This window comes from Sulfidibacter corallicola, from assembly GCF_017498545.1.
In the GTDB taxonomy this organism is placed as follows: Bacteria; Acidobacteriota; Holophagae; order Acanthopleuribacterales; family Acanthopleuribacteraceae; genus Sulfidibacter; species Sulfidibacter corallicola.
Genome location: NZ_CP071793.1, coordinates 2,838,898 through 2,853,894, shown reverse-complemented (window position 1 = coordinate 2,853,894; position 14,997 = coordinate 2,838,898). Strand labels below are relative to the sequence as shown.

9 protein-coding genes are annotated in these 14,997 nt (G+C 61.8%); 3 read left to right on the top strand and 6 right to left on the bottom strand.

The features are described 5' to 3' along the window. The first annotated feature begins 9 nt into the window (after positions 1-9). The gene (locus tag J3U87_RS08230) at positions 10-1,419 is read left to right on the top strand and encodes a 3' terminal RNA ribose 2'-O-methyltransferase Hen1 (protein WP_237382559.1); all 1,410 of its coding nucleotides are present in this window, start codon (positions 10-12) and stop codon (positions 1,417-1,419) included. Positions 1,420-2,058: 639 nt separating this feature from the next. Here J3U87_RS08230 and J3U87_RS08225 read toward each other — a convergent pair. The 4 genes from J3U87_RS08225 to J3U87_RS08210 form a co-directional block, all read right to left on the bottom strand. Then, positions 2,059-3,060, bottom strand: a complete 1,002-nt coding sequence (locus tag J3U87_RS08225; protein WP_237382558.1) for an XdhC family protein — start codon at positions 3,058-3,060, stop codon at positions 2,059-2,061. A 57-nt stretch (positions 3,061-3,117) separates the two neighbouring features. Further along, positions 3,118-5,424 (bottom strand): xanthine dehydrogenase molybdopterin binding subunit, encoded by a 2,307-nt coding sequence (locus tag J3U87_RS08220; protein ID WP_237382557.1) that lies wholly within the window; start codon positions 5,422-5,424, stop codon positions 3,118-3,120. Next, positions 5,421-6,836, bottom strand: coding sequence for an FAD binding domain-containing protein (locus J3U87_RS08215; RefSeq protein WP_237382556.1), 1,416 nt, complete (start codon positions 6,834-6,836; stop codon positions 5,421-5,423). The genes J3U87_RS08220 and J3U87_RS08215 overlap by 4 nt, the downstream gene beginning before the upstream one ends. A 532-nt stretch (positions 6,837-7,368) precedes the next feature. Further along, positions 7,369-8,343: a class I SAM-dependent methyltransferase gene (locus J3U87_RS08210; RefSeq protein WP_237382555.1), complete on the bottom strand. Its 975-nt coding sequence runs from the start codon at positions 8,341-8,343 to the stop codon at positions 7,369-7,371. Between the two features lie 91 nt (positions 8,344-8,434). Here J3U87_RS08210 and J3U87_RS08205 point away from each other — a divergent pair, with 91 nt between their 5' ends. Together J3U87_RS08205 and J3U87_RS08200 are read left to right on the top strand one after the other, a co-directional pair. Continuing rightward, the gene (locus J3U87_RS08205) at positions 8,435-8,881 is read left to right on the top strand and encodes a hypothetical protein (RefSeq protein ID WP_237382554.1); all 447 of its coding nucleotides are present in this window, start codon (positions 8,435-8,437) and stop codon (positions 8,879-8,881) included. 138 nt (positions 8,882-9,019) lie between these two features. Next, complete coding sequence (locus J3U87_RS08200; protein ID WP_237382553.1) at positions 9,020-9,823, top strand: flagellin; 804 nt, start codon at positions 9,020-9,022, stop codon at positions 9,821-9,823. A gap of 307 nt (positions 9,824-10,130) precedes the next feature. On the opposite strand, the gene plsY is transcribed toward J3U87_RS08200, so the two are convergent. Together plsY and J3U87_RS08190 are read right to left on the bottom strand one after the other, a co-directional pair. After that, positions 10,131-10,790 (bottom strand): glycerol-3-phosphate 1-O-acyltransferase PlsY, encoded by a 660-nt coding sequence (plsY, locus tag J3U87_RS08195; protein WP_237382552.1) that lies wholly within the window; start codon positions 10,788-10,790, stop codon positions 10,131-10,133. Between the two features lie 253 nt (positions 10,791-11,043). After that, the gene (locus J3U87_RS08190; RefSeq protein WP_237382551.1) at positions 11,044-14,736 is read right to left on the bottom strand and encodes a T9SS type A sorting domain-containing protein; all 3,693 of its coding nucleotides are present in this window, start codon (positions 14,734-14,736) and stop codon (positions 11,044-11,046) included. Positions 14,737-14,997: the final 261 nt, after the last annotated feature.

Here is a 14,997-nt window from a genome sequence, read left to right as displayed (position 1 = left end):
AGGATCCAGATGTTGATGACGATAACCAACACCCTTGCGCCCGCCACCGATCTGGGATTCCTTTTGCACAAGCACCCGGATCGGCTCCAGACCTTCGAACTCAGCTTCGGCAAGGCCCACGTCTTCTATCCGGTGGCCGAGCCGGAGCGGTGCACGGCCGCCTTGCTGCTGGACATCGATCCCATCGATTTGGTGCGCTCGTTCAAGGCGCCGCCGCAAACCGCTCGATCGCTGCAGCACTATGTCAACGATCGACCCTACGTTGCCTCGTCTTTTCTGAGCACCGCGATTTCGCGAGTCTTTGGAACCGCGTTGTCGGGAACCTGCAATCCGAAGCCGGAGCTGCCGGACCGGGCCCTGCCGCTGACCGTCACCTTCTCGGCGATACCCTGTCGCGGCGGGGAGGCGTTGCTGCGCGATCTGTTCGAGCCCTTGGGCTATGGGGTGGAAGCCCAAGGACATCCGCTGGATGCGAACTTCCCGGAGTGGGGTGACAGCCCCTATTTCACCGTGACCCTGACCAAAACGTGTCGCTTGCAGGATCTCCTGAGCCACGTCTACGTCCTGATTCCGGTGTTGGACCGCGAAAAGCACTACTACGTGGATCGTCAGGAAATCGAGAAGCTGCTTCACCACGGCGATTGCTGGCTGGCCGATCACCCGGCTCGCGACTTGATCACCCGGCGGTACCTGAGCGACCGTCGCAGTTTGACGCGGATCGCCTTGGACCGGCTCCGCGAGGGTGAGGCCGAACCGGAAGACGCTTCCGAAGAGGCGACCCCCACCCGCGAGGAGCGACTGGAATCCAAGATCAGCCTCAACGAGCTGCGCATGAAAACGGTGATGGCGACCTTGGCGCAGGAGGGGGCGCAGAGCGTGGCCGATCTGGGGTGCGGCGAGGGGCGGTTGCTGCAGGGACTCCTGCGCCACAAGCAGTTCAAGCGGGTCCTGGGTTTGGACGTCAACCACCGCGACCTGGAGATCGCCGCCCGCCGACTGAAGCTGGAGCATCTGGCGCCCGCCTATCGCGAGCGCGTCACGTTGATTCACGGAAGCCTGCTCTACCGCGATCATCGCTTGCGGGGCTTCGATGCGGCCTGCCTGATGGAGGTCATCGAGCACATGGAGCTGGAGCGCCTGACCCATTTGGAAGGGGTCGTTTTTGGCGATGCCATGCCGCGGCTGGTGCTGGTGACGACGCCCAACGTCGAGTACAACGCCACGTTCGAAACCTTGCCGGAGGGGACCCTGCGCCACGCCGATCACCGTTTCGAGTGGACGCGGGCCGAGTTTCGCGCCTGGGCGGAAGGCGTGGCGCAACGCCACGGCTACCAGGTGGAATTCGCGCCGATCGGCGAGCGGCACGAGGTCTTCGGTCCGCCGACGCAGATGGCCGTCTTCCGCAGGAGCGCCTCTTGACCGAAGCGGGGTTTCCCGGTCGTTCCCGCAGTCGAAGTGGGGCCTGGTGCCTGTAGCTGCGTCCGCCGGATGACTTGGCCGAAGTGATCCCTCCGAGGGGTTCCCGTAAGTCCATGGGGTCGGCGCTGCAGTAGGTGCCGTGCCCGCCAGGACGCTGGGCCCACATGTCGAAGCGATCCATCCCAGGAGTGCCCGTATGCTGAGGGAGTGGCCGTACCCGGTAGGTTCATCGGCCCGATGAACCGTTAGAAGCGATCCATCCCAGAAGTGCCCGGTAGGTTCATCGGCCCGATGAACCGTTAGAAGCGATCCATCCCGGGAGTGCCCGCATACTGAGGGAGTGGCCGTACCCGGTAGGTTCATCGGCCCGATGAACCATTCAAAGCGATCCATCCCGGGAGTGCCCGCATACTGAGGGCGAGTCAGTGCCCGGTAGGTTCATCGGCCCGATGAACCGTTGGAAGCGATCCATCCCGGGAGTGCCCGCATATTGAGGGAGTGGCGGTACCCGGTAGGTTCATCGGCCCGATGAACCATTCAAAGCGATCCACCCCGGGAGTACCCGCAATTCCAGAGCGGCGTGATGCCCGATAGGTGTCGGCCCCGCCCAGGACGCTGGGTCGACATTTCAATCGTTATTCACGAAGATCCAGGCCGCGCCGGTGTGCGTGCTTCGCCCGGCGGCCGACGGCGCTCCTGAACGATCTCGGCCGCGATGCTGACCGCGATCTCGGCCGGCGTTTCGGGCCCGATCGGAATGCCGATCGGTGCGCGCACCTTGGCCAACAGGTCTTCCGGTGTACCGGCCGCCTTCAGGGTTCGATAGATCTCGCGGATCTTCGCCGCCGATCCCATCAGACCGAGATAGCGCAAATCCTTGTGGATCACGGCTTGAAGTGCCGCGGCGTCGGTGTGGAATGCCGTCGTCACGATGACGACGTACGAGTAGGGCCCTTCCTCGATGTGGTCGCCCAACGCCTCGTAGGGCAGGCAGACCTTTTTGGCGGCCCAGGTGTTGTTCGTGAAGGTATCCACTTCGGCTCGGTGGTCGTAGGCCACCACCCGCAGATCCAACAGCGACAGGGTACGGCACACCGCCAGGCCCACGTGACCGCTGCCGATGACATGCACGGTGTCGGGCATGCCCAGGATCTCGCGCCACTGCCACGGCTGCTCCGCCGCGTCGCGCCACACGTGGCGTTCAGGGGACGAGGCGCCCTCCACGAACCGCCATCCACCGGGATCGATTTCCAGAAGACCCGGCCGATTTTCGGACAAGCTGGTGCAGATGTTCGCCAGGCTCGGGAGGTCGGCCGGCGTCATCGGCACGAGCAGCAACCACTGCGTGCCCGCGCAAATCATGCCCGACTGCTGCTCGAGCGGAGCGTTCTTGTGGTGAACCTGCGTCACCAGCTCGGGCCTGTGTTGCCCATCCGCCAACATCTCGCGTGCCCGATCCAACAGGTTGAGCTCCATGATGCCGCCGCCGATGGTACCGCGGTGACCGCCTTGGCGGTCGACGACCACCTTGAAGCCCGGCTTGCCCGGTGTGCTGCCCTTGACGGACACCACCAGCATCAGCACGACCGGCTCGCCGGCGGTCAGCCGTCGGCGTGCGAATTCGAACCGTTCGTCGGTCACCGCCACCTTCCCCCTCGCTTTTCGAATGCCTCCATGTCGCGGATGGTCACGGCCACCTCACTCCTGAGCGGCGATTGCCGGAGATTCCTCGGGTACCGGCTTGACCGGGTGCGGACCATGCAGGGCCATCAGCACCCGTTCGGGCGTCATCGGCGCCGCGAGCGGCAAATCCGCGGTGTCGCGCCACGCGCGAATCGCGTCACGCAGCGCGAAGTAGGCACCCAGTCCATACATCAGCGGGGGTTCGCCGACGGCCTTCGACTTGAGCAGGGCCAGCGGAGAGCCCTCGGTCTCGAGGAACTCGACCGCGATCTCCTCGGGCACGGCGTAGATGTCGGGGACCTTGTAGGTGGAAAGCGCGTTGGAGAGCAGGCGGCCTTCTTCGTTGTACAGCAGCTCCTCCATCGTCATCCAGCCGATGCCCTGGACCAGGCCGCCTTCCACCTGGCCGAGGTCGATGGTCTTGTTCATGCTCCGGCCGAAGTCGTGAACCAGGCGCACCGTTTCGAAATGGTAGGTGCCGCGAATGACGTCCACCACCGCGACCAGTGCGGCGGTACCGTAGACGTGGTAGGCGAATGGTTCGCCTTTTTCGGTCTCGGTGTCGAAGTGCAGGCCCGGAGTGGCGTAATGCGCCTGTTGGGAGAGGCTGACCCGCTGGAAATAAGCGCCCTCCACCAGCTTGGCCCAGCTCAGATCCGTTTCCATGTCACCGTCGAACACCTTTTCTTCGCGAAGTTGAATCCGATCGGCCCGACCATGACCCAGGATACCCGCAGCGGTGTGACACAGCCGGTCCCGCAAGCAGTGACAGGCCTTCTCCAGCGCCTTGCCGTTCAGGTCGGCACTGGAGCTGGCGGCCGTGGGCGACGTGTTGGCCACGCGCGTCGTGTTGGTGGTCTCCATTTTGATGCGGGAGGGTTCGATCGAGAACAGCTCGGCCGCCACCTGAAGCATCTTGGTATTGACGCCTTGGCCCATCTCCACGGCACCCGTGCTGATGCCCACGGTGCCGTCCGTGTAGATGTGGACCAGGGCCGATGCCTGGTTCATGTGCGTTTTGGTGAAGGAGATACCGAAGCAAATCGGCTGGAAGGCCAGGCCCTTTTTTATGAAACGGTTGGTTTCGTTGAAGGCCGCAATCCCGGCTTCCAGCTCGGCGGTACCTTGACTGCGCTCCAACTGGTTCCAGGACGCGAGTGCCCGGCAGCCGCTCGTCGTTTGGCCGTAGGGGAAGGCGTCGCCTTCTTCGAGCAGGTTCCGTTTTTGGATTTGCGCGGGCTTGACACCCAACGCTTCCGCCGCCTTGCAGATCGCGGCCTCGATCACGAACATGCCCTGGGGGCCGCCGAATCCCCGGAACGCGGTATTGGGCGGCAGGTGGGTGCGACAGGAGTAGGCGGTGGCGCGCACGTTCGGCACGAAATAACTGTTGGTGCAATGAAAGAGGGTGCGTTCCATGACAGCAGGGGAGAGGTCGGCCGCCGCCCCGGCGTCTTGATGGAAGGTGACCTCGTAGGCCAGGATCTTGAAATCGCCGTCGAGACCGATTTTGAAATCCGAGCTGTAGGGATGGCGCTTGCCGGTCATTCGCATGTCGTCCAAGCGATGCAGCACGATTTTCACCGGGCGACGGGTGCACAGGGCGCCGAGCCCGGCCATGACGGCCCAGGGCGTGGCCTGATCTTCCTTCCCGCCGAAGCCGCCGCCCAACCGGGTCACGTCCACTTCGATCTGGTGCATGCCGATAGCCAGCACCCGGGTGGTGGTGCGCTGGACCGCCGTCGGACCCTGGGTCGAGGAAAAGATCTGCAGTCCGCCCTGTTCGGTGAGGTAGGCGTACGCGCCCTGGGCTTCGATGTACAGGTGCTCCTGGCCACCCGATTCGGCGCGGCCCTCGAAAATGTGGGTACAGTTCGTCCAGGCACTGTCCACATCGCCGAGCTTGAAGGTGCGTGGAGGTTGGATGAGTTCTCCCTGGGCCCGGGCTTGGCGTGGGTCGGTGATCACGGGAAGGGGCTCGAATTCCAGGTGGATGAGCGAAAGCGCCGCGCGTGCCGCCTCCTCGCTCTCCGCCAGCACGATCGCGATCGGCTGACCCTGAAAATGAAAGGCGTCGGCCGCGAGCAGGGGCTCGTCCGGAATGATGCCGCCGATCTGGTTTTCGCCGGGAATGTCCGCGGCGGTCAGGACCCGGAACACATTCGTGGCATTCGCCGCCTTGGCGGTATCCAGCGCGGTGATGCGGCCGTGGGCGTGAGGCGCGCCGAACACGGCCCCGTACAGGGTGCCCTCGCGCACCGGAATATCGTCGACATAGATGCTTTCACCGCGAACGTGACTCCGCGAATCGATATTTTTCATCGGGCCGCCTCCAGTTCAACCTGCTCCGGTGCCACCACCGAAAAATGAGCGTAAATGAGTTGTCTCAACAAGAGTCGTTTGTAGTCGGCGGTGCCGCGTGCATCGCTGATCGGACTGACTTCGGCGGCCGCGGTGGTCGCCGCCGCGTGCACGAGCTCGGGCGTGATGGGTTGGCCGACCAGGACCTCGCGCGTCTTGGCGAGGAAGAAGGGAATCGGGGCGACACCGCCGGCCGAAAGATGGGCCTCGCGAATGGTTTCCCCATTCATGTCCAGGCGCATGGCCGAATTGACCGATGCGATGTCCAAGTGGGTGCGCTTGCTGACTTTTTCGAAATTGAACAGCGTGCCTTTCTCGGGGATGGCAAACGAGATGGAGCGCAGGTGCTCTCCGGATTGGAGATCCAGGGTCTTGTACCCTTTATAGAAGTTGCGAAGCGGCACCACGCGGAGCTGGTCTCCATTTTCGAGGGTCACGTGGGCGTCGTTGGCCAGCAGGAAGACGGTCAGATCGCCGATGGGCGAGGCGTTGACCAGGTTTCCACCGACGGTACCCATGTTGCGTATGGGCGTCGAGCTGACCAGTTTCATGTAGCCCTGCATGTGGGGAAACATGCGGTTCATCAACTCGGATTGGCGCAGGTCTTCGGCGGTGGCCGAAGCGCCGATGATGCAGCGGTTGCGCTGGACCGTGATGCCGTTGAATTCGGGATGATCGAACACCAGGCGAAGCGGCGTCTCCGCCATTTCCTCGGGACGTTGCACGAAGAGATCGGTCCCACCGGCGACCACCTGGTGCGTCGCTTCCTGTTTCGGCTGTGCGAGTTCGGCGACCAACGCGGACAGGCGTTGAGGAAGGGTTGCGAAATAGGTGGGGAGGTAGCCGTTCTCCACCAGCCAGGCGAGGCGATTTTGCTCGGGACGGTTCGTCAACTGCGTCGAGATAGATTCGGCGGCACGCTCGATGGACTTGTAACCCGTGCATCGGCAGATGTTGCCGTCGACGGCCGCGATGGCGTTCTTGCGGTTGGGTTCGGCGTCGCCGAGACAGAAGCCGGCGAAGGAGACGATGAAACCGACCGTGCAAAAGCCACATTGGGTCCCGGCCTCGGCGACCATGGCGGCCTGATAGGGGGTCAGGTCGTCGGTGTTCAGTCCCTCGATGGTCACGATGTGGCGACCGTGGGCGTTGCCCAGGGGCATCAGGCATGAAGTCATCGATCGGTAGACCATGGCTCCGTCGTTCCACTCTCCGACCAACACCGTGCATGCACCGCAATCGCCCTCCCGACAGCCGATTTTGGTTCCGGTCAAACGACGTTGCTTGCGAATGAAGTCGAGCATCACCATGCCTGCGGGAAGCCGTGTTTCGATGTCGCGGTCATTGAGAATGAAACGAATGGGTTGCGTCATGGGTGCGGTGCTCCTTGTCACGGGGTCGGAAAAGCGGCGCCAAGGATGCCGAAATCGGCTCGAAAGAATGGCGCGCGGTGGGGAAGGCTCCTATTTTAACCAATTCTTCACAATCGGCAAGGATCCTCGGAAGCGCATTCCCGAGTCTAAACTTGTGGTGTGGGGTTTGATATCTACAAAGCTTTGAAATAAATGATCTTGGATGATAAGGGGTGATATGTGTCGGCGGAGCTGAAGTGAAGGGATCTTTAACCGGATTTTCATGATGGACGAATTTGCGATGTGTGGGCGACGGATGGTTTCCTGCGTTTCGGATAGCCGATTGTAGATGGGTGATCGCATGCGCGTTCGCCGAGGGAATCTCCGAACCTGGAAATTATCTCGCTTCCGGAGGGGCACTGGTTTGTCATTTCGTTCAATACTTAAGATTATATAGTAGCAGAACTGGCACGGCTGGCATGGCGCGATTCGACCGAGCCGCCGGGGTCTGCGACGGTCGCAAAAACGCCCGATCCGGAGTTGCGGTTCGGGATCAACCGCGCCGCGCGTAGAGCAACCAGTAGTATTTGCCGCTGATATGCACCTGAAACCGGTGTTGTTGAAGGTAGCGGCGGTAGAAGAACACCTCTTTCAACAACGGCGACATCTCCGGTTCACTGGCGCCCTTCGGTACCGTACCGAGCTTACATTCGCCGTCGTGGTAGCGGCAGTTGGGAAAGCCGACGATCAGGGCGCCTTTGGGATGCAGGTGTTCTTTGACCAGACGCTCCAGGATGCGGTGACCCGAAATGGATGGGCTGTGGAGCGTGCCGATGGAGACGATCAGGTCGAAACGGCCCAATTCCAGAGCGGCGAGGTCGTTGATGTCGTGACAATGGAATTGAAAGCGGGAGTTGCCGAAGCGATGCCGACAGGCCGCGATGGCGGTGGCACTGTGGTCGACGCCCACCAGCGTCCATCGAGACACCTGATCCGGGGATTCGCGCTCCAGCAGCGGTTGCCATTCGTCACCGCGATTGATACCGAGGTTGAGCACCCGTCCGCCCCGCTTCGGAAGGCAGTGATCCAGGGCGCGGTCGTAGGCCTGCAGGAACTCGGGCTCCTCGAGCTTGTCGATGCGGGCGAAATGGGAGTCGGCCCCGTATTTCTCGGTTCCCGAGGGGGCGTTTCGGTGCCAGGAGGCCAGAGGGTTCAGGACCTGAAACCGAAACTGGACGAAATCGCGGTCGTCCGGGTTCCTAGCGTCGAGCGGCCGCGGCGTGAGCAGGCGACAGTTATGGGATTCGGCGAGATCCAGCCAAGCGCGCAGCGAGCGGTGGCGCAGGGTCCGTCCGCCGTGATCGAGGCGTTCACCCGTGTAGGCGCCGGGAAACAAATCCGGGTCGGGGGCTTGACAGGTGATGACGCCGCCGATGGGCGCACGGCGACACGCGGCGGCAAGCCAGGTCGTGAGTTCGCTCATGGGCTCGTCGTGCCAGCGCTTCGCGGTTTCGATCGTCGGGGACATGGTCGCTGCTCCTGGTGGTCCACCATGGGACGCGGGATCGATTGGGTCGGCCCTCGCGAACCCGTGGCGGGCCGACTTCAGTGGAGTGATTATGGCAAAGATGGTGGCGCCCATGAACCATTCCTCCATCTTTTGCGGAATCGGGTCGGGGCCAGTCCCGTCCAACCATCCTCGATTCCCGATGGAGGCCGACATCCTCGAAAAGTATGGTGCAAAAGGCCGTTTTTTTCCGATGCCGCCGTGCTCCGCATGCCCTGGCGGCATCTTTTTCCGCTGTGCAAATCTTTCCTCGATGGGTGACGAATCTCGTTTTGGCGGGCAAATTATTCCGCCGCAATCGCTCCGAATTCGTGCCAAATTGTGGCTGGGAATATCTAACTGTCTTGTTTTGAGTGGTTTGTGTTTTTGGCACCGGCGTTGCTGTTCGCAGGTCACCGAAAAAAGAAAGGGTTTCGGTCAAACGCTTGAATCCACAAGTGTTGTTCGCGGTGCCATCGTATGCCGCACCGCTTTTTCGTGCCCTTTCTCGAGCGAATAACAAAACACGGATGTGGTTTGCGAGGGGGCACCCGATTGGGCCGCCGGTTCGATCCGGACGATTCGGACCGGGACGGTGGAAGTGTGCCCGCAAGCCGACCTTTGAACCTCGCAAACGCTTTTTTTCAGGGAGGACACCATGGCTTCCATACTCAATAACATTGCCTCGTTGAAGGCAACTCGGAACCTCGCGTTATCCGAGACAGGTCTCAATCGCACGATCGAGCGATTGTCGACGGGTCGTCGCATCAATCAGGCGTTCGACGACGCCGCCGGTTTGCAGATCGCCAACAACTTGCGGGCCGATATTCGTATTCTCGGCCAGGCGCGACGCAATGCCAACGACGCCAACGGGCGTATCGCCACCGCCGAAGGTGTGCACGAAGAGGCCATCAACCTGCTGACCCGGGCCGCCGAAATCTCCGAACAGGCCGCCTCGGGAACCACGACCTCGGCCGGTCGCGCGGCGCTGAACGCCGAGTGGCTGGAAATCGTGGAGGCCATGAACGCCCTGGACTCGGATACCCGATTCGACGGTGCCAGTGTTTTCGGCACCAGTTACAGCGTGCGTGTCGGCGAGCAGGCGACGGAAGTCATTTCCATTTCCACGGTTGCCATCGATGCCGCCTCGCTGGGTTTGACCGCGAACTTGTTGACCTCGGGCGGTGCCAGCACCGTACTCGGTCAGGTGACCACGGCGATCGAAGTCGTTTCGGCCAATACCGGCCAGTTGGGCGCCAAGATGCAGCGCCTGAACACCTTGATCAACAGCATCGGGATCTCGATTGAGAACATCCAGGCCGCGGAAAGCCAAATCCGCGATGCGGATGTCGCCGCCGAGGTCGTCAACCTGACCAAATTCCAGGTTTTGAACCAGACGGGCGTTTCGGCGTTGGCCCAGGCCAACCAATCGACGCAATCGGTCCTCAGCCTGCTGCAGTAAGGTCCGTTTTTCGCCCCACGAGGCATTCGCTGATTCCGGTTTGTCGTGCCGGTCGGCCAAGCCGGCCCGGTGCCTCGTGGAACGATCCACTTCGGCGGTTTCGTGCCGCTCGAAGCCGTATGCCCCGCCGCCTCCCGCGGCACACTGGAGTGCATGGTGAACGCGCGTCTCCACTCGCGCGCGTGTCCTTGAGGGGATTGGATACCGCATGTCGGTGCCGCCGGCCGTGCGGGATTCAATCCCTATTTTTCGCTGTGGAGTTGCGACGACGGAAATTTTGGAAGTGAGGGAATCCTCGAGGCGATCGCTACACGATGGTTTTTTCTTCGCCTTGGACCAGGCGTTTGAGGTTGGCTCGGTGGGTGTACAGAATGATCAGGACCAGGGCGCCGGCGAACGCCAGGGTGATGCCGGGTATCGGTCGGCCGAGCCCGTACTTGGTCACGAGCAGGGCTACCGGCAGGGATAGGGCTCCGATCATCGAGCCCAGCGAGACGATGCGCGTGCGCCAAACGATCATCGCGAAAACGAGTAGGCTCAGGGCGGTTTGCCAGGGCGCCAGCCCCAGAAACAGGCCGGCGGCCGTGCCCACGCCCTTGCCGCCGCGAAAACGCGCGAACAGGCTGAAGATGTGTCCGAAAACCGCGGCACAACCGGCCGTGATCTGCCAAACCACCGGTTGGATTTGAGATGACTGGCTGCCTCCCAGTTGAATCGCGATTCGCCACAGCACCGTGGTCGCGAGCAGGCCCTTGCCCATGTCGATGATCAGGACGAAGATGCCCGCTTTCCAGCCAAGCACGCGAACGGCGTTGGTGGCGCCGGCATTGCCGCTGCCGTGCTCGCGAATATCGATGCCGCGCAGGGCCTTGCCCAGCCAGAGTGCCGTGGGAATCGATCCGGCCAGGTAGCCGCACAAGATGACGGCCAACCCGGCTCCGATCATGGCGATGTATCCAGTTTGCACCTTGGCGTGATCTCCTCGAGGATTTCTTGGGGTCGGCCCTCGAAGGGCGCGAATCAAAGCATTGCCACGGACATGGTCTCCACAGTATCGCCGGTCCTTCAAAAATCGGGATTACGGGATCCGAGGATGGTTTTTAATTCGTGAGGGTGATTCGTGGACAGTTCATTTTGCCAAAGATGAGTCAAAAAGGGACGATTTCGACGAGCCTTGGAACGCGGTGTGGCGTGAATGGACCTTATTCAGGGGCGGCCCCCTAGCGGGCGATCAGACCCGACATCGTTTCGCCGTTGCTGCCGAACAGCAACTGGAAGCCCGCGATCGGTTGATCGGCCTGGGCCTGAACCCAAACGGCCGTTTCCGGCAGTTCGCCGAAGAGCTCGGTCAGGAGGAAGATTTGTTTGGCTTTGCCTGGCAGCGTGGTGCTCGAGGTTTCGGAGATCACGCCGCCGACCTCGTCGTAGATGCGAAAGACGATGGCGGCATCGCTGCTGGCCACGTTGACCACCGCGAAGCCGTGCAGGGAATCGCCGGTGGTGTCCAGCATCGGGAAGCAGATTTCGGTCTTGATTTCCGTAATCGCTTCCAAACCGGCCATTTGTTTGCCGTCCCAGGTACCGAAGAGCTCGTAGCCCGAGATCGCTCCGTCGGCGATGACTTCGACCCAATCCACGTTTGCCGGCGAACCGATGCCGGCCAGAAAGTCCTCCGCGAGCAACACGGTCTTCGCTTCCGGATCCAGGTTCATCGTCTTTTCACCCACCAGGGCGCCGCCGGTTCCATAGGCCCGAATGAGGGCGCCTTGACCGGCGGTCGACAGGTTCACCAGGGCGATACCGGTCCAGAAACGGTTGACGTCGCGGGCGATGTGGGTGAAGTAAAGCGTGTTGCTTTCGTTGACGAAATTGACGTTGTCGGCCGGCGAGCCGAAAAGCGACAGGCCCGCCACCTGTTTCAGGCCGTCCACACGTCCGAAGACCTCGCTGCCGGCGAGCCCGGCGGTCTGGTTTTCTTCGAGGAAGCGGCCCCATTGGGCGTCGGGCGGAAGGCTGCCGCCGAACTTGTCCTGAAAGTCGAAACGCTCGCGCGTGTAGCTACCGCCCGTCGACAGGTCGCGCGTGTCGCTGCCGGCGAGCAGTTTGGCGCTGACCGCTTCGGTTTGGCCGTTCAGGACCGCGGCTTCGGTGTACCAGGTACCGGTGTCCTGGGCGATGTGGGGCACGAAGAGTTCGGAATCCAACTTTTCGATGGCGCCCAGTGCGTAGCTCTGGGTTCTTTCGAGGTCCGTCTTTTGGGCGTAACCCACCAGATCGCGGGTGCTGTCGACTCGGATCCAGGCGATCTGGTCGGCGGATTCCGGGAACAGGTTACTCAGCGAGTCGCGCAGCGCTCCTTTTCCAAACAGGTTGCGCGAAGTTCGCGCCAAGATGTTGCCTTGGGCGTCGTAGGCGATGAACTCCGCGCTGACCTCCTCCCCATTGGGATTGACCAAACCGAGCATCGGCGTAAAGCTCGAGTCTTCGGCAACATCGCTGAAGTACAGGCCAGGATTGAGAACCTCCACATTGAACCCGAACGAAAGGGCTCGCTTGGTCGTGCTGAGGTTGGTGATGCGGAGCAGGTAGGTGTCGGCCGGCAGGTTTCGCAGGTACAGGTTGCGGGTGCGCACGATTTCGGTGGAGGCGATCTGTTGACCGGCACTGTTCCACACATCGATGCGGGTGGGCCCGTCGGCCTCGATTTTCAACTGGACCGCCAGGCCGTTTTCCGGCACGTTGATTTTGAGAAAACCGCTGTCGTCCAGAGTCAGGTCGCGGTAATTGCCGGGGGTGATTTCGGGGGCCTCGTCGGAGGAGTTGTTGGGGGTGAAACCGGGTTGATCGGTCACCGTGATGGTTCGCGAACCCACTTTTGCCTGCTCGTCACCGAAACGCTGGAACAAATTGACTTCGAAGGATCCGGTAATCGGGAATTCTCGGCGACCGAGACTTTGGCCGAGGTGCTGAAAGACCACACTGGCATCCTGCGTGTCGATGACCTGCCAGAACAGGACCGGTCGCTGGGAGGGCGGGCCGTCCACCCGAGCGTCGAAGAAAACGGGCTCGCCGAGTGGGATGGTGATATCGGTTTTGGGCCGCGTGAAGGTAACCTCGACATCGCTGGGACTGCTGGAGGAACCCGACAGGATGTAGATACTGTGGGAGAGTTGGGCAATTTCTCCCAGGGCGGGATCGCCGACCGTAAGGGTGATCGGGTAGACACCGGGTCTCTGGATGGGTTGGACATCGACATTGTTGCCTTGATAGGACTTGCCGTTCAGGGTCCAGCGAATACGCGGGTCGGCCGAGGCCAGGCGGCCCTCGATTCGAGCCGCGAGCCGTATGGGTTGGCCGGCGCCGATCTCGGCATCGCGAATGGGCGTGAGTATGGTGACATCCAAGGCCGGGTCCACATGGACGCGCACGAAATCCTCACTGACGGGGGCGCCGTCCCGGGTGCCGACCAATGCGACCGAAAAGGTGCCGGCCTTGTCGAAGGTGATCTCGCAGGTTTCCCCGGTGCACAGTTGTTGCGGGCCCGGGAGCAGGATCCAGTGCAGGTTGTCGATGCTGGTGCCGCCTTCCACCGTTCCCGAAAACGTGACGCGTTCGTTCAACGCGACCGTGATTTGGCGAAGTTCCGGGGACGTGATGCGCACGGTTTCCTCGTCGACGACGATCGTGCGCCTGGCCGGGATCGGGTCTCTCACGCCGAAGCTGGTTTCGGCCTGGCACAGCACCTCGTAGATGCCCGGCATGGTGAAGGGGACGGTGATGCTGGCGCCGCGAAACCCTCTCGATTGGAGATCCACCGACCTCTTGAAAATGGTCCACTGGAAGTCATCGGCGGCAGTGCCGCCTTCCACGCCCTGTGCGGTAAAGGTTTTTTCGGTTCCGGCGGAAATGCGCAGCTCCGTTTCGGTCGGTTGGGTGATGATGGTATCGGGCGCACTGATGACGCCCACCTGAATCAAGCGCTCCGCGGGTGTGGGATCGGCCAGGTTCTCGGCGTTGATGGCGCGGCAGGTGAGGCGATAGACACCCTCTGAATCGAAGGCGAACCGGGATTCGGCTCCGGTGAAGGTGGCCAGTGGGCGATCGCTGTCTTCGATGCCGAAAATATCCCACAAAAAGGTGATGCCATCGAGCTGACCGGAGGTCGTCGTGGCGCGTAGCGGCATGATTTCGTCGACCATCAGGTTCACCGTCTCCGAGGCCGGCTCGAGGATGACGGTATCGGGCGCCTGGTTTTCCTGAAGACCCAGGAGCCGAAGCAGATCGATGCGCAGGGTGTCGCAGGCATCTTCCTGCGAGCGGTACCCGATGGCGAAACGCACGTCGCCTTCGTTGGCGACGATGACCTCGTTGGTCACGAAAAAGATGAAGGTCGCCCAGCTCCGCTTTCCCTGGGCGCCCTCGATCGCGTGGGGTTGGAGGCGAACCCACTGATCGGGATGGTTGGGGTCGGCCGTGGCCGGAATCAGATAGAGTTCCGTTTCAGCGGCGGCCTGTTTGCCGAGCGGCGAGACCCAGGACCGCATGTAGGTCAATTGGGCCGTCTCGAATTCGATCAGGTCGAAAAGCGGGGTGATCAGGAATTTGCTCTTGACCACACAGGTACTGGGATCGTCCTGGTACCCGTTGACTTCGGCGTAACCGCGGCCCTCGTAGGCTTCGGGCCCGAAGGTCTGGACCCAACCCGAGGTGTTGGGGGTATCGCTTTCGCCGACACTGGTGCCCCAACCGCTCAAAGCGCTTTCGAAGTTTTCTTCGTGGACCAGGGTGGCCTGTCCCCAGAGCGGCCAAGCAAAGAGGAGGAAAGCCAGCAGGCCGGCCGGTGGAATTCGTGGGAAGCGAGGTGGCACGACGATCGGCGACCTCGAGGACTTTTCTAGCATAACGTTGGACATGAACACCCTCTGCTCGATACTCCGTCATATTGGTTCGACAGGACGGCACCCGATTTCGTTGGTTCTGGAACGCGATGGATCCCAGAATGCTCGACGGGTTCTATTAAATAAGAAGACCGATTCCCTAAGTCATATCTTAAGCGCAGGTTCGAGCCAACGCTATCCCCTACCTCAAAATGAGCGCGGTTATCCGCGAGTGGTGCGAGGGTGTCAATGCACCGGCGGGGGGCGGGCCGCTACGAAAAAAGCCCTCCCCGAGGG